12 protein-coding genes are annotated in these 14,716 nt (G+C 72.2%); 6 read left to right on the top strand and 6 right to left on the bottom strand.

Annotated elements, in window-relative coordinates:
• The first annotated feature begins 5 nt into the window (after positions 1-5).
• From ABZW11_RS33365 to ABZW11_RS33375, 3 genes are all read left to right on the top strand, one after another.
• Positions 6-821 (top strand): HipA family kinase, encoded by an 816-nt coding sequence (locus ABZW11_RS33365; protein WP_355425903.1) that lies wholly within the window; start codon positions 6-8, stop codon positions 819-821.
• Positions 818-1,195 carry a DUF3037 domain-containing protein gene (locus ABZW11_RS33370; RefSeq protein ID WP_355425906.1) on the top strand — a complete coding sequence of 126 codons (378 nt, stop codon included), beginning with the start codon at positions 818-820 and terminating at the stop codon, positions 1,193-1,195. Before ABZW11_RS33365 ends, ABZW11_RS33370 begins: the two co-directional genes overlap by 4 nt.
• Positions 1,196-1,257: 62 nt before the next feature.
• On the top strand, positions 1,258-2,958 hold the full coding sequence (locus ABZW11_RS33375; protein WP_355425909.1) for a SpoIIE family protein phosphatase: 1,701 nt from the start codon (positions 1,258-1,260) through the stop codon (positions 2,956-2,958).
• Here ABZW11_RS33375 and ABZW11_RS33380 read toward each other — a convergent pair.
• The 4 genes from ABZW11_RS33380 to dxr all read right to left on the bottom strand — a co-directional run bounded on the left by ABZW11_RS33380 (position 2,955) and on the right by dxr (position 8,245).
• Complete coding sequence (locus ABZW11_RS33380; RefSeq protein ID WP_355425978.1) at positions 2,955-3,797, bottom strand: GNAT family N-acetyltransferase; 843 nt, start codon at positions 3,795-3,797, stop codon at positions 2,955-2,957. The genes ABZW11_RS33375 and ABZW11_RS33380 overlap by 4 nt on opposite strands.
• Positions 3,798-3,899: 102 nt before the next feature.
• The gene (locus ABZW11_RS33385) at positions 3,900-5,519 is read right to left on the bottom strand and encodes an alpha/beta hydrolase (RefSeq protein ID WP_355425912.1); all 1,620 of its coding nucleotides are present in this window, start codon (positions 5,517-5,519) and stop codon (positions 3,900-3,902) included.
• Between the two features lie 329 nt (positions 5,520-5,848).
• On the bottom strand, positions 5,849-7,015 hold the full coding sequence (gene ispG, locus ABZW11_RS33390) for a flavodoxin-dependent (E)-4-hydroxy-3-methylbut-2-enyl-diphosphate synthase (protein ID WP_355425915.1): 1,167 nt from the start codon (positions 7,013-7,015) through the stop codon (positions 5,849-5,851).
• Between the two features lie 39 nt (positions 7,016-7,054).
• Complete coding sequence (gene dxr, locus ABZW11_RS33395) at positions 7,055-8,245, bottom strand: 1-deoxy-D-xylulose-5-phosphate reductoisomerase (RefSeq protein WP_355425919.1); 1,191 nt, start codon at positions 8,243-8,245, stop codon at positions 7,055-7,057.
• 406 nt (positions 8,246-8,651) lie between these two features.
• On the opposite strand from dxr, the gene ABZW11_RS33400 reads away from it, so the two are divergent.
• Together ABZW11_RS33400 and ABZW11_RS33405 are read left to right on the top strand one after the other, a co-directional pair.
• Entirely contained in the window at positions 8,652-9,491 is an 840-nt protein-coding gene (locus tag ABZW11_RS33400) for a peptidase (protein ID WP_355425920.1), read from the top strand.
• Positions 9,492-9,546: 55 nt separating this feature from the next.
• Complete coding sequence (locus tag ABZW11_RS33405; RefSeq protein WP_355425923.1) at positions 9,547-10,725, top strand: trypsin-like serine protease; 1,179 nt, start codon at positions 9,547-9,549, stop codon at positions 10,723-10,725.
• 57 nt (positions 10,726-10,782) lie between these two features.
• Here ABZW11_RS33405 and ABZW11_RS33410 read toward each other — a convergent pair whose 3' ends face one another.
• Positions 10,783-12,210 (bottom strand): aldehyde dehydrogenase family protein, encoded by a 1,428-nt coding sequence (locus ABZW11_RS33410; protein WP_355425926.1) that lies wholly within the window; start codon positions 12,208-12,210, stop codon positions 10,783-10,785.
• Positions 12,211-12,499: 289 nt separating this feature from the next.
• Between ABZW11_RS33410 and ABZW11_RS33415 the strand changes: the two genes are divergently transcribed.
• A complete protein-coding gene (locus tag ABZW11_RS33415; RefSeq protein WP_345398244.1) occupies positions 12,500-13,126 on the top strand; it encodes a TetR/AcrR family transcriptional regulator in 627 nt (208 codons plus the stop codon).
• On the opposite strand, the gene ABZW11_RS33420 is transcribed toward ABZW11_RS33415, so the two are convergent.
• Positions 13,092-14,648 (bottom strand): PucR family transcriptional regulator, encoded by a 1,557-nt coding sequence (locus ABZW11_RS33420; protein WP_355425930.1) that lies wholly within the window; start codon positions 14,646-14,648, stop codon positions 13,092-13,094. The two genes, ABZW11_RS33415 and ABZW11_RS33420, sit on opposite strands and share 35 nt — an antisense overlap.
• Between the last annotated feature and the right edge of the window lie 68 nt (positions 14,649-14,716).

Genomic DNA, 14,716 nt, shown 5'->3' on the forward strand with positions numbered 1-14,716 from the left:
ATCTCGTGCTCGAAAAGATCGCAGCCACCCGTTACGTCACCCCGCTGCGGGAGGGCGGGTCGCTGCCCGGCGTGGTCGAGGCCGACGACCTCGGCACCTACGTCGTCAAGTTCCGCGAGGCCGGCCAGGGCCGGCGGGTGCTGGTCGCCGAGATCATCGCCGCCGAGCTGGGCCGGCGTCTCGGCTTCAGGACCCCCGAGCTCAAGCTCATCGACCTCGACCCGCAGCTCGGCGTCAGGGAGCCCGACGAGGAGGTGCAGGACCTCCTCAAGGCCAGCACCGGGCTCAACCTGGCCGTCGACTTCCTGCCCGGCGCGCTCGGGTTCGACCCGCTGGCCTGGGTGCCCGACCCGGTGTTCGCCGCCAGGGTGGTGTGGTTCGACGGTTTGATCCACAACGTCGACCGCAGCTGGCGCAACCCCAACCTGCTCATCTGGCACCGCGACACGTGGCTGATCGACCACGGCGCCGCCCTGTGGTTCCACCACAACTGGCGCACCGCCGACCCGCGGCGGCCGTTCGACGCGGGCGACCACGTGCTGGCTCCGTTCGCGGGCGACGTGGGCCGCGCGGGCGCCGACCTGGCCGGGCGCATCGACCGCGAGCTGCTGGAGAGCGTGACCGCCCTGGTGCCCGACGAGTGGCTGGCGGGCGAGCCGGGCTTCGACTCCCCCGCCGCCGTGCGGGCGGCGTACGTCGAGCATCTCCTGGCGCGGGCGCACGGCCCGCGCGGCTGGCTGGTGGCAGGCGAGCAGCAGGCCCGCAAGACGGCGGGCCCCGGCTCGGTCGGCGCGTTCTGGCGGGAGGGCGGGAGCCGATGAGCAGGGACGTCTACGAGTACGCGGTGATCCGCGTGGTGCCGAAGGTCGAGCGGGGCGAGCAGATCAACGCCGGCGTGCTGCTCTACTGCCAGCCGCGCGGCTACCTGTGCGCCAAGGTCGAGCTCGACCCGGGCCGGCTGCGGGCGCTCGACCCGGGCGCCGACGTCGAGGGGGTGCGGCGGGCGCTCGGCGCGTACGAGCTGGCCTGCGGCGACGAGCCTGGCCCGCTGGCCGGCGAGTCGCTCGGCGGTAGGTTCCGCTGGCTGACGGCGCCGCGCAGCACGATCGTCCAGGCGGGGCCGGTGCACGCGGGGCTGACCGCCGACCCGGGCACCGAGCTGGCCCGGCTGTTCGACAAGCTCGTACGCGTATAGCCGAGCCTGCGGTGATGGGGGTGGCTCTTGGGTAGGTTCTTCCTGGAGGAAGGAGATCGTCCATGAGCGTCCCGCCGAGGCAGGCGCACGACCTCACCCTTGAGGGCGGGCGTCCTCTGAGGCTGCGCGACCTCAAGGACGCCGGCGCGTACGTGGTCGACGACCGCGGCCGCATCATCGAGGTCAACCCCAACGCCGAGCGCCTGCTCCTGCGGCGCGCCGGCGACCTGCTGGACCACGACGCCCACGACGCCCTGCACCGCGGCAGGCGTGGCGAGGCGCTGCCGCACAGCCGGTGCGTGATGCGCCACGCCCTCATCTCCGCCAGCACCGCTTCAGGCGACCAGGAGTGGATGGAGCGCGGCGACGGCACGCTGATCCGCGTGAGCTGGCTCGTCACCCCCTGCAGGGTCGACGAGTCCGCGACGGGCGCGCTGGTGATCTTCCACCCGGCCCCCGACACCGAGGACGGCGCCGCCGAGCCGCCCTGGCAGAACCCGTCGCTGTCGGAGCTCGAACGCCTGGCCCTGCTCGCCGAGACGACCGCCACGCTCACCTCCAGCCTCGACGTGGACGCGACGCTGCGCCACCTGGTGCGCCTGGTGGTGCCGCTGCTGGCCGACTGGGTGGTGGTCGACCTGCTCGACGAAGAAGGCACGATCTCCCGCGCCGTCGTGGTCCACTACGAGAACGGCACGCTGATCCACCGCGACGATCTGCAGCGGCAGCTGCCGCCCGTCACCGAGGACTCCCCGATGCCGCTGTCGCGGGCGCTGCGCGGCGTCACCGCGACGCTGATCAGCCCGCAGAGCTACCAGATGCCGCCCGACACCGGCATCGCCGTCGCCCAGCAGGACCTGCTGGCGCAGACCGGCATCACGTCCGCGTGCATCGCCCCCATCCGCGGCATCCGCGAGGTGATCGGCGCGCTGACCCTCGGACGGTCCGAGCGGGCGCAGCCGTACACCGCGGGCGACCTGCTGCTGGTCGAGGACATCGCCCGCCGTGCCGGGCTGGCGCTCGACAACGCCCGCCTGTACGAGCGCCAGCGCCGGGTCGCCGAGACCATGCAGCGCCACCTGCTGCCCCGCCTGCCGGTGGTGTCCGGCCTGGAGATGAGCGCCTGCTACGTGCCGGCCCCCGACGCCTCCCAGGTCGGCGGCGACTGGTACGACGCCTTCACCCAGGCGGGCGGCGCACTGGGCCTGGTGATCGGCGACGTGGTGGGCCACGACCTCGACGCCGCCGCCGGCATGGCCCAGGTGTGCAACATGCTGCGGGCGTACGCGGGAGAGATGGACACCCTGCCCAGTGTCGTCGTCGGCCGGCTCGACCAGGCGGTCTCGCGCATGGCGGAGGCCACGATGGCCACCGTCGTCTTCGCCCGCGCCGAGCCCGTGGACGGCGGCTGGCGACTGCGCTACACCAACGCGGGCCACCCGCCGCCGCTGCTCGTCGAGCGCGACGGCGCCACCCGGTTCCTGGAGGACGGCGGCGGCCTGATGCTCGGCACCGGCATCTGCGTGCCCCGCGAGGACGCGGTCGTCGACCTGCCGCCGCACTCCAGCGTGGTGTTCTACACCGACGGGCTCATCGAGTCGCCCAGCCACAGCCTGGACGACGGCCTCGAACGGCTGCGCAGGGAGGCGTCGGCGCTCGGCGCGCGCAAGCTGGACGGCTTCTGCGACCGGCTGCTGCGCAGAGTGCGCCCCGACGACAACGACGACGACGTGGCGCTGCTCACCCTGCGCGTGCCCGGCTAGAACAGCACCGACATGAACGTGTCCACCTCGCGGAAGCCCACCTTGCGGTAGACCGCGCGCGCCGAGTGGTTGTAGTCGTTGACGTAGAGGGTGACCACGGGGGCGAAGCAGCTCATCGCCGCCTCCACCACGGCCGCCATCCCGGCCACCGCGTGACCCTTGCCGCGCAGCTCCGGATCGACCCAGACCCCCTGGATCTGGCAGGCCTGCGGGGTGACCGCCCCGATCTCGGCCTTGAACACCACCCGGCCGTCGTCGATCCGCGCGTACGAGCGGCCGATCCTGATCAGCTCCGCCACCCGCGTACGGTAGAGCGCGCCGCCGTCACCCAGGTTGGGCGAGACGCCGACCTCTTCGGTGAACATGGCCACGCACGCCGGCAGCAGGATGTCGAACTCCTCCGGCCGCACCCTGCGTACGAGCGGGTCGGCCGGCACCGGCGGCCTGCTGGAGGTGGCCAGGACCGGCTGCGCCCAGCGGATCGCCCGCGCCCGCCCCCAGTGCGGCTCCAGCCGCTCCCACAACAGGCTGACCGCGTCGACCGGGCCGACGATGGACGAGCAGCGCCGCCCCTGCTTGCGGGCACGGTCGGCGAACGCGTGCACGGCCTCTGGACCGGCGTTGACCGGCACCATGTTGGCGCCGGCGTAACAGAGTGACACGAGGCCACCGCGCGTGCCGAAGCCCCACATCTGCCCGCCCAGCCTCGCAGGGTTGAGGCCGACGGCCCGCACCCGCGAGGAGACGAAGACGTTGGCGACCGGATCGGCGTCGAGCAGGGCGAGAACCTCGTCCCGGTCGTTGTCGTCGAGCACGCGCGACGCCGATGTACGCAGCATCACAAAGGTCAGACTACGCGAAGGGTTACCGAATAGCTCATCCGGAAATGCCCACGGTAACCCTTTCTTGACGTCCGACCTGTGCGGGGCCCGCCCGGTGCGTCAGCGCGCGCCCTTCAGCAGGTTCAGCGCCCCGAGCAGACCCAGCAGGTCAGGGGCGCGCGAGCTGCCCGACGCCATGTGCGCGGCCGGCTTCGGGTCCGCCGCCGCGGCGCAGGCCGCGCCGGTCCTCGGCAGCGTCCCGTCCCGCAGGTACGTCACCAGGTGCCGGTCCATGCAGGTGTTGCCCGAAAGCGTCACCCCGTGGTTGCCGCCCTGGTCCACCACCAGCTTGGCGCGCGGGAACCGCTCGGCCATCTCCAGCGCCCCCTGGTACGGCGTCGCCGCGTCGTCCTTGGACTGCAGGATGAGGAACGGCGGCAGCTTCGGCGAGTCGTGCACCTGCACCGGCGTGCCGCCCCGCACCGGCCAGAACGCGCACGGGGCGTTGTACCAGGCGTTCGGCCAGGTCAGGAACGGCGCCTTGCGGTGCATCCTGGTCATGTCGGTCCGCCACTTGTCCCACTTGCGCGGCCAGCGCGCGTCGCTGCACTCCACGCCCAGATAGACGGCGTAGCCGTTCTCGTCGGCCGCGTCGTTCTTGCCGTGCCTGGTGTAGACGTCGGTCAGGCCCGTGACGTCGCCGTCGCGCACGTACGACGACCACGCCTGCGCGAACGACGGCCACACCTTGTCCGTGTAACCGGCCAGCGTGAACGTGTCGTCCAGCTCGCTCGGGCCCACCACGCCGCCCGCCGGGTGCGAGCGCAGCCGGTCGCGCATCGCGTAGAAGGCGAACGACGTCTGCTTGACCGTGGAGCCGAGCTTGTAGACGTCGTTGTGGCGGGCCGTCCAGGCCAGGAACTGGCGGTGACGGCGCTCGAACGAGCGGTCCTGCTTGAGGTTGGAGGCGTACCAGACGCCGCCTGGATCGACCGTGCTGTCCATGACCAGGCGCTTGACCCGGCTCGGGAACAGGGTGGCGTAGACGGCGCCGAGGTAGGTGCCGTACGAGTAGCCGAAGTAGCTGATCTTCTCCTCGCCGAGCGCGGCGCGGATGCGGTCCATGTCCCTGGCTGAGTTCTCCGTCGTCAGGTGCGGCAGCAGCCACGACCACTGGTCGCCGCAGCGCTTCGCGTAGCCGGCGGCGCGGGCCAGCAGCGCCTTCTCGTGGGCCCTGTTGCGCGGGATCTGGTCGAGCCGCGGCGCCTGGTAGTACGTCTCGGCGTCCACGCAGTGCACGGCGGGCTCGCTGCCGCCGACGCCGCGCGGGTCGAAGCCGACGATGTCGTAACGCTCGGCCACCTCGGCGGGCAGGGACGTGGCGACGTACTCGGTCAGCGCCCGCCCCGGCGAGCCTGGCCCGCCCGGGTTGATCAGGAGTGTCCCCAGATGGCTGCCGCCCCTGGGCACCTTGGCCTTGATCCGGTTGAGCGCCAGCTTGATCGACTGGCCCCTCGGCCGCTTGTAGTCGAGCGGCACGCGTACGGTGGCGCACTCCAGCGCCACCGACGCCGCCTTGCCCGCCACCTTGGGACAGGTCGCCCAAGCGACGACCGCCTGCGCCTGCCTCACCCCGGCCGGCGTCATTCCCCCGGCCACCGCCCCCGCGGTCCCACTCGCACTCCCGACCCCGGCGACGAGCACCGCCACTCCGGCGACAACCCCAGCTACCCGCTTCACCCGGCCCCCTTCCTGTCATAGGCCCTGCGATGCTCCCGCGAGCGACCAGGCGACCACGAAGGGTATGGGGAAAAGCTTGCCAACCTGTAATGCCTCCATTGCCCGGTGTAACCGGAACCACTCGCCCCTTGGCTCCGCCCGCCCGTGCGCCGCACGCATGCCTTGGGCGGTGCCGGGGTGGGGTGGGAAGCAGGCCGGCTGTCGCGCAGGCGGCCGGCCAGTAGGCGGGATCGTCCGGGCCGGCCGGCCAGCAGGCGGGATCGGCCGGCCGGCCGGAGCCGGTCCGGTTCACCCCCCGGCCACCTGGCCGGGCACTCGGCGGACGGCCGTCAGCCGACGGTGACGGTGGGGCCGGCGGTGTCGTCGTCGAGGTCGACCTCGACGCCCATCTCCTCGGCGAGGCGCAGGGCCTCCTCGATGAGGGTTTCGACGATCTGGGACTCCGGCACCGTCTTGATGACCTCGCCCTTGACGAAGATCTGGCCCTTGCCGTTGCCGGAGGCGACGCCCAGGTCGGCCTCGCGGGCCTCGCCCGGGCCGTTGACGACGCAACCCATGACGGCCACCCGCAGCGGCACCTTCATCCCCTCAAGGCCCGCCTGGACCTGGTCGGCGAGGGTGTAGACGTCGACCTGCGCCCGCCCGCACGACGGGCAGGACACGATCTCCAGGCCGCGCTCGCGCAGCCCCAGCGACTCGAGGATCTGGGCGCCGACCTTGACCTCCTCGACGGGAGGAGCCGACAGGGAGACCCTGATGGTGTCGCCGATGCCCTCGGCGAGCAGCGCGCCGAAGGCCACGGCCGACTTGATCGTGCCCTGGAAGGCCGGCCCCGCCTCGGTGACACCGAGGTGGAGCGGGTAGTCGCACTGGGCGGCCAGCAGCCGGTACGCGTTGATCATCACGACCGGGTCGTTGTGCTTGACCGAGATCTTGATGTCGCGGAAGCCGTGCTCCTCGAACAGCGAGCACTCCCACAACGCGGACTCCACCAGCGCCTCTGGCGTCGCCTTGCCGTACTTCTGGAGCAGGCGGGGGTCGAGGGAGCCGGCGTTGACGCCGATGCGGATGGGCACGCCGGCGTCGGAGGCCGCGCGGGCGATCTCGCCCACCTTGTCGTCGAACTTCTTGATGTTGCCGGGGTTGACCCGGACGGCCGCGCACCCGGCGTCGATGGCGGCGAAGACGTATTTCGGCTGGAAGTGGATGTCGGCGATCACGGGGATCTGCGACTTCTTCGCGATCAGCGGCAGCGCGTCGGCGTCGTCCTGGGACGGCACCGCCACGCGGACGATCTGGCAGCCCGACGCCGTGAGCTCGGCGATCTGCTGGAGGGTGGCGTTGACGTCGGCGGTCACCGTCGTCGTCATCGACTGCACCGAGACGGGGGCGTCGCCGCCCACGGGCACGCTGCCGACCATGAGTTGCCGGGAGTGGCGGCGTTGGGCGAGCGGCTTGGGGCGGACCGTCGGGATGCCGAGAGCTACAGGAGACATTTCAACCCTTACTGTGACGACGCTTTCCAGTCTAGGTAGCTAGCGGGACTGCCCGGCTGTGAGTTCGGCCGCACGGGCCCGCGCCCAGGCGTCGGCCGCGAGCACCTCGTCGACGGAGCCGGCCGGGGTGACCTGGTGTTCTTCGACGACCTTGGCCACGGTGTCGACGATGCCGAGGAACGGCAGATCGCCGCGCAGGAACGCGTCGAGGCACACTTCGTTGGCGGCGTTGTAGACGGCGGGCGCCGTGCCGCCCTCGCCGCCGACGTGCCTGGCCAGCGCGACCGCGGGGAAGGCCACGTCGTCGAGCGGCTCGAACGTCCAGGTGTGGGCCTTGGTCCAGTCGATGGGCCGCGCGGCGCCCGCGACGCGGCGGGGGTGGGCGAGCGCGAGCGCGATCGGCAGCCGCATGTCGGGCGGGCTGGCCTGCGCGATGGTGGAGCCGTCGACGTATTCGACCATGGAATGGATGATCGACTGCGGGTGGACGACGACCTCGATGCGGTCGAACGGCAGGTCGAACAGCAGATGGGCCTCGATCACCTCAAGCCCCTTGTTGACCAGGGTGGCGGAGTTGATCGTGATGTAGGGGCCCATCGACCAGGTCGGGTGGGCCAGCGCCATCTCCGGCGTGACGTCGGCCATCTCCTCGCGCTTCATGCCGCGGAACGGCCCCCCGCTGGCCGTGACCACCAGCCGCCTGACGCGGGAGGGGTCGTGGCCGTCGGGACCCGCGGCCCACAGGCACTGCTGCAGGGCGGAGTGCTCGGAGTCGACAGGCAGGATCTGGCCCGGCGCGGCCAGCCGCTTGACCAGCGGCCCGCCGATGATCAGGGACTCCTTGTTGGCCAGCGCGAGCAGGCGGCCCGCCTTGAGGGCGACCAGGGTGGAGGCCAGGCCGAGCGCGCCGGTGATGCCGTTGAGCACCATGTCGCACTCCCAGCCCGCCACCTCGGCCACCCCGTCGGGGCCGCCGAGCACGACCGGCTTGACGCCGTGGGCCTCCAGCGCCTCGCGCAGCGCGGGCACGGCCGAGGCGTCGGCCACCGCCACCGCCTCGACGCCGAACTCCGCAGCCTGCCTGGCCAGCAGGTCGACCCTGCCACCTCCTGCCGCCAGCGCCGCGACGCGGAAACCACCGGGGTTGGCGGCGATGACGTCGAGGGCCTGCGTGCCGACTGAACCGGTGGAACCGAGGATGACGACGGAGCGGAGGGTCTCTGCATGCACAGACCCATTCTCCCCGCTGTGCCGGGCGCTCAGGCACGACGGGACGGCCGGGCCAGAATTCGCCGTCTTATGTGACACGAGATAACCCAGTTCATTTATGTCGGAATATCGTCATATCGGAATGCGCGAATCTTGAGAAATCCGGATATTGCGGCGGCTACGTTCCAACCCCGAGTCCGCTTTAGGGAGGTACGTAATGCACCGCAAAATCGCCCTGCTTTCCGCCGCCACGCTCACCGGCACCTTGCTCGCCACCGCACTCCCCGCCGAGGCGGCCCAAGCTGGGTCCTCACCTGCGTCCTCAACCGGGTCCTCAGCTGGCTCCCAAGCCGGGTCCCGGATTGCGCCGCGCCCGAAGCCGGCGCAGCACGCCGCCGCCGACTCGGCGTCCGAGCGGCGGCAGGTGATGACGTACTGGACCGAGCGGCGCATGGAGGCCGCCCAGCCGCTGGACGCCCCCGACCCCAAGGTGGCGCCCAATGCGGCGGAACCCCGCCAGGGCACGGCGTGGACCGCTCCACCCACCCGCGGCGGGTCGGGCGCCACGACGCAGGCGGCGCGCAACCCGGGCGCGACCTGGACCAAGGGCGGCGCGGTCGCGCGTACGACCGGGCGGATCTTCTTCACCACCCAGGGACGCAACGCCTCCTGCTCGGGCACCGCCGTCACCAGCGCCAACAAGAGCGTGGTGCTGACCGCAGGCCACTGCGTGAAGATGTCCGGCGCCTTCCACACGAACTGGGTCTTCGTCCCCGGCTACGACAAAGGTCAGCGCCCCTTCGGCACCTGGCCCGCCACCCGGCTGCTCACCACCCCGCAGTGGAACTCGGGCGAGGACATCAACTTCGACGTGGCCGCCGCCGTGGTCGCGCCGGTGAACGGCAAGACGCTGGTCGACACCGTCGGCGGCCAGGGCGTGGCCTTCAACCAGCCGCGCAGGCAGCAGATGTACGCCTTCGGCTACCCGGCGGCGGCGCCGTACGACGGCTCGAAGCTCGTCTACTGCGGCGGGCGGACGTTCGACGACTTCCTGGCCAGCCGCGGCCTCGGCCTCACCTGCGACATGACCGGCGGTTCGAGCGGCGGTCCCTGGATGCTGAATTTCACCGAGTCGACCGGGCTCGGCACCCAGAATTCCGTCAACAGCTTCAAATACAACTTCGCCCCCAACTGGATGTTCGGCCCCTATTTCGGGACCGAGGCCCAGGCCGTCTACCAAGCAGCGCAAACCACCAACGCAGCCTGAGGAATTCACCGAAAGTAGTCACAAGAACACATGTCGTGGGGCACACTCGGGGGCCATGACCTTGAGCACCCCCCTGCTTGCGGCCGCCTCGCTCATGGCGGGGCTCATCGGCCCCGCGCTCGCCGGCGCGGCACCCGTCCGCCAGCAGGCCGACACCCAGGCCGTGACCCAGGCCGGGACCCAGGCCGTCGTCTCCGCGAGTTCCGCGGAGCACGGTGACATCGACGGTGACACCGACGGTGACATCGTCGAGCACGTGGCCGCCAGGACGGCCGCCGACCAGCGGCGCGTGCTCGCCTACTGGACGCCGGAACGCATGGCGAAGGCACTGCCGATCGACGTGCTCGGCCTCGTCGAACGCGGCCTCACCGACGGCCTGAGCGGCATCACGAAGGGCCTCACGGGCAGCGCGGCCCCCGCGGGCGGTGCGGCGGGGCCCGCGGGCGGTGCGGCGGGGGCGGGCGGGGATGCGGTGCTGCCGTCGCCGCATGAACTCATGGCGGCCGCCCGCCCCCTCGCGCCGGCCAGGCCCGCGAAGCCGGCCACCAGCACGGTCGGTTCCCGCTGGATCACCGGCGGCCAGGTGGCGAGGACGACGGGCCGGGTGTTCCTGACCGTGGCGGGCGCCGACTTCGTCTGCTCGGCGAGCACGGTCAGGAGCGCCAACAGGGACGTCGTGGTCACCGCGGGCCACTGCGTCAAGGACGGCTCCGGCGAGTGGGCGGCGAACTGGACGTTCGTCCCCGGCTACGACACGGCCGACGAGCACCCGTACGGCCAGTACACCGCCCGCCGCATGTTCGTCGCCGGCCCGTGGTCGCGCAGCGGCGACGACGACTACGACGTCGGCATGGTCGCCCTGGCCACCTCCAGGGGCCGGCACGTGACGGACGTGGTCGGAGCCCAGAACATCGCCTTCAACACGGGCCGCGGCGGCCAGGCGTTCGGCTTCGGCTACCCGGCGGACCCGCCGTACGACGGCTCGCACCTGGTCTACTGCGCGGGCCGGCTCAAGAACGATCCGCACGGCCAGACCCGCGACCAGGGCCTCGGCTGCGACATGACGGCGGGCGCCAGCGGCGGCCCGTGGATGACGTCGTTCGACACCGCGACGGGCAGGGGCACGATAACGTCGCTGAGCAGCTTCAAGTACAGCGACGACCGCCGCACGATGTACGGCCCGTACTTCGGCGACACGATCAAGTCCCTCTTCCGCACGGCCGAACGCGCCTAGGAAGAGCGATCAGGACGGGCGGGGTGACGGGCGCGCCGCGTCACCCCGCCGCAGGTCCTACAGCGACAGCCCGGTCAGGACCATGACCTTCTCGTACGTCAGATCCTCCATGGCGGAGTGCAGCCCCTCGCGCCCGATGCCGGAGTCCTTGACCCCGCCGTACGGCATCTGGTCGGCCCGGTACGACGGCACGTCCCCGATGATCACACCGCCCACCTCCAGCTCCCGGTTGGCGCGGAAGGCGGCGTCGAGCGACCGGGTGAACACCCCGGCCTGCAGTCCGTACCTGGAGTCGTTGACCATCGCGTAAGCCTCGTCGATGGACGCGGCCGGCTGCAGGATCATGACGGGCCCGAAGACCTCCTCGCAGGCGACCTTGGCGTCGCGGGGCACGCCGGCCAGCACGGTCGGCTCGACGGTGGCGCCGTCGCGCCCGCCGCCCGCGAGCAGGGTGGCGCCGGCGTCGACCGCCTCGCGCACCCACTGCTCGACCCGCTCGGCGGCGGCCTCGGAGACGAGCGGCCCGACCTGGGTCTTCTCGTCGGCAGGGTCGCCGGTGACGAGCGCGTTGACGGCGGGCAGCAGCCGCTCGGCGAACGCGTCGTAGACGGGCTGCTCGACGATCACCCGCTGGACGGCGATGCAGCTCTGCCCGGCCTGGTAGTTGGAGTAGAGGGCGATGCGCTGGGCGGCCCAGTCGAGGTCGGCGTCGGCGAGCACGACGGCGGCGGCGTTGCCCCCCAGTTCCAGCGTCACGTGCTTGCGCGGCACCTGGTCGGCGATGGCGTAGCCGACGGGCGCCGAGCCGGTGAACGACACGACGGGCAGCCGGGGGTCGGTCACGAGGGCGGAGGCGCGCTCGTTCTCGATGGGCAGCACCGAGAACATGCCGGCGGGCAGGTCGGTCTCGGCCAGGATCTCGCCGAGCAGCAGCGAGGACAGCGGGGTGGCGGGCGCGGGCTTGACGATGACGGGCGCACCGACGGCGATGGCGGGGGCGACCTTGTGGGCGACCAGGTTCAGCGGGAAGTTGAACGGGGTGATCGCCAGCACGGGGCCCTTGGGCACGCGCGAGACGTAGGCGAGGCGACCGGCCGCGGCGGGCTCGGTGTCGAGCCGCTGCACGCCGCCGGACCAGCGGCGGGTCTCCTCGGCGGCGAAGCGGAAGGTGGCGACGGCCCTGCTCACCTCGCCGCGCGCCCACATGATGGGCTTGCCGTTCTCGGCGGTGATGAGGTGGGCGATCTCGTCGGCCCGCTCGGCGAGGCGGCGCGAGACGTGGGCGAGCGCCTCGGCGCGTACGTGCACGGGCAGCGCGGCGGCCTGCCCGGCGACCGCGGCGGCGGCCGCGACGGCCTCCTCCACCTGGGCGTCGGTGGGCACCCAGTGCCGCGCGACCACGCGGCCGTCGTGGGGGTTGGTGACAGTGAGCTCGGTCTCCCCGGTCGCGGCGCGGCCGGCCAGCCAGAAGGTACGCACGTCCATACCCCGACGTTATGCCACGCGTGCACGGGGGATTTACACCACGATGCACAAGACTCACACGAGGGCTCACCGTTAAGTACAAGCCCTGTTGTATACCCATGATGTAACAGAAGTAGACCCAATTCGGGATGTTTACCATGCGGAGTGGTTTGAGGGATCTCCGCCATGGCTAAGTCATCGGGTGCGGGTCTCCAGCGCGGTGGGCCCCCGATCAGAAAGGCGTGGGCCCCGTGACCGAACGACGTGAGGTCACAAGGACGCATAGCTCCTTGGCCACGAGGGAGGTTTCATGACCTCGGCGCCTCTGGGACTGCAGGGTGCTTACCTCCTGGGTGAGCGCGCCACCCACGACGAACTCCGCTCGCGCCTCCTCGACGTGGCCGTCAACCTGCTCCAGAGCGACGGCCCCGACAGCCTCACCATGCGCAGGATCGCCGCGGAAGCCGGCTGCACGACGACCGTCATCTACACGATGTTCGGCAACAGGGAAGGGCTGGCGGAGGCGCTCTATCTGGAGGGGTTCGAGCGCTTCCGCCGCTATCTGGAGGCCGTGCCGCAGCGGCGCAACCCGTACGAGCACCTGACCGCGCTCGGCCCCGCCTACCGGCAGGCGTGCCTGTCCGAGCCCGGCTACTACAGCCTCATGTTCGAGCGCGCGATCCCCGGCTTCGAGCCCAGCGAGCGCGCCCGCACCCTCGCCCGCGCCGCCCTGAACATCCTCGACCGCGTCATCGCCGACTGCATCTCGGCCGGCTACCTCATCCCGACGCAGCCGCGCAAGATCGCCGACGCGTTCTGGGCTGCCGCTCAGGGCGCGATCAGCCTGGAGCGGGCCGGGCACCTGCGCGACGGGCGCACGTACGAGGCCGTGACGACCGCGATCATCTGCTGTTACCAGGTCGAGAAGCCGGAGTAGCGCGGCTGCGCAGCGGCGGGCGGCCGGCCGCCTCCAGGGCGAGCCACAGCTCCGCGCGCACGCCGGGGTCGTCCAGGTCGCGGCCCAGCAGCTCCGCGACGCGTCTCATGCGGTAGCGCAGCGTGTGGCGGTGCACGCCGAGCCGCTGCGCCGCGGCGTCCCAGTGGCCGTTGCTCTCCAGGTACGCCCGCAGCGACTCCATGAGGTCGGCGCGGGAGCCGTACGCGGTGAGCGGGGCCAGCACCGCCGTCGAGAACGCGTGGGCGGCGGCCGGGTCGAGCAGCGCGAGCAGCCCCTGCCCCGCGAGCTCGCCGAACCTGACGACCGGGCCCCTGCGCGTGTCCAGGGCCGCCTCCAGGGCCCGCCTGGCCTGGTCGAGCGCGTCGCGCAGGGTGCCGTAGCCGGTGGGCAGGCTCGCCCCGACCGGCGCGCCCGCGCTGAGCGCCACCTCATCCGCCTCCGGCTCGGGCACGAGCACGACGATGTCCGGCACGCCGGTCAGCGCGGTGAACGTGACCGCCTCCAGCGCGTCCAGCGCGTCGGGGCCCGCCGCGAGCACCACCACGGGTGCGGCGGGCAGCCGGCCGCCCAGCCGGCCCAGCACCGCCCTGGCCCGCTCCTCCTCCCCCGCAAGCAGCAGCTCCAGCACGGCGGCCCGCAGGCTGCGCTCGGCCGCGCGCTGCGCCCTGCCCTGCTCCATGGACAGGGTGAGCAGCGAGCCCGCGGCGTTGATCACGGTCTGCGTGACGGGCGTGAACGCGTGCCCGGCCCCGACGGCGAAGAACCCCCGCGGCCGCCCGCCACCACCCAGCGGCTGCACCACGATGTGCTCACCGGGCGCGGAGAGCGCCAGGCTCGCCGGCATCCGCCCATCCCTCGTCTCAGCCCGCCGGGGGGTGTCCAGGGGGCGGCCGCGGCGGCGGGAGAGCTCGGCGGCGACCGCTTCAGTCCTGGCCCCCGGCGTGGCGTGGCGGACCTCGCCCGCCTCGTCCAGCAGCGCCGCCCACCCGCCGACCTCCTTGGCGAGCCGGTCGATGACGGCGTGCACGCCCTCGGGCCGCAGCGCCGCCCGCGTCAGCCGGCCCTGGGCGGCGAAGGCGCGGCTGATCTCCTCGTACTGTTCGGCCGCGAGCAGCTCGCTGACGACCTTGCCGATGGCGATGAACGGCGTCTCGCGCGGCACCTCAAGCAGCGGCAGCCCGGCCGCCTCCGCGGCCTCGACGAGCGCGGGCGGCGTCTCCTCGTGCGAGACCCCGACGCCGAACCCGAGCCCGGCCACCCCGCGCCTGACGAGGCGGGCGACGTAGCCGGTCAGGTTGCCGGCCAGGTCGCCGGTCAGGTCGCCGTCCATGCGCAGGCCGGTGGTGAGCAGGAGCTCGCCGCCCTCCAGGTAGGGTGTCGGATCGGCCAGCTCGCTGACGGCGACCCAGCGGACGGCCGCGTCGAGCACGCCGGGCCCCGAGGTGCCGGCCAGCGGCCTCAGGTGCATGCGGCGCATGACGGTCTGGAGCGTAGGCGGCATGCGGAATTTGTCCATTTCGGCTAAGACGACCACTCCCAGTGTTACATATCGACGTATCGGCGCAGGTG

The sequence above is a fragment of the Nonomuraea sp. NPDC004580 genome (assembly GCF_040609855.1).
Taxonomy (GTDB): Bacteria; Actinomycetota; Actinomycetes; order Streptosporangiales; family Streptosporangiaceae; genus Nonomuraea; species Nonomuraea salmonea.

Excerpts from the sequence above, each read along its gene's own strand:
- ABZW11_RS33370 (WP_355425906.1), top strand. The coding sequence starts at position 818 with ATGAGCAGGGACGTCTACGAGTACGCGGTGATCCGCGTGGTGCCGAAG.
- ABZW11_RS33375 (WP_355425909.1), top strand. The coding sequence starts at position 1,258 with ATGAGCGTCCCGCCGAGGCAGGCGCACGACCTCACCCTTGAGGGCGGG.
- ABZW11_RS33380 (WP_355425978.1), bottom strand. The coding sequence starts at position 3,797 with ATGCTGCGTACATCGGCGTCGCGCGTGCTCGACGACAACGACCGGGAC.
- ispG (WP_355425915.1), bottom strand. The coding sequence starts at position 7,015 with ATGTCTCCTGTAGCTCTCGGCATCCCGACGGTCCGCCCCAAGCCGCTC.
- ABZW11_RS33400 (WP_355425920.1), top strand. The coding sequence starts at position 8,652 with ATGACGTACTGGACCGAGCGGCGCATGGAGGCCGCCCAGCCGCTGGAC.
- ABZW11_RS33405 (WP_355425923.1), top strand. The coding sequence starts at position 9,547 with ATGACCTTGAGCACCCCCCTGCTTGCGGCCGCCTCGCTCATGGCGGGG.
- ABZW11_RS33410 (WP_355425926.1), bottom strand. The coding sequence starts at position 12,210 with ATGGACGTGCGTACCTTCTGGCTGGCCGGCCGCGCCGCGACCGGGGAG.
- ABZW11_RS33415 (WP_345398244.1), top strand. The coding sequence starts at position 12,500 with ATGACCTCGGCGCCTCTGGGACTGCAGGGTGCTTACCTCCTGGGTGAG.
- ABZW11_RS33420 (WP_355425930.1), bottom strand. The coding sequence starts at position 14,648 with ATGCCGCCTACGCTCCAGACCGTCATGCGCCGCATGCACCTGAGGCCG.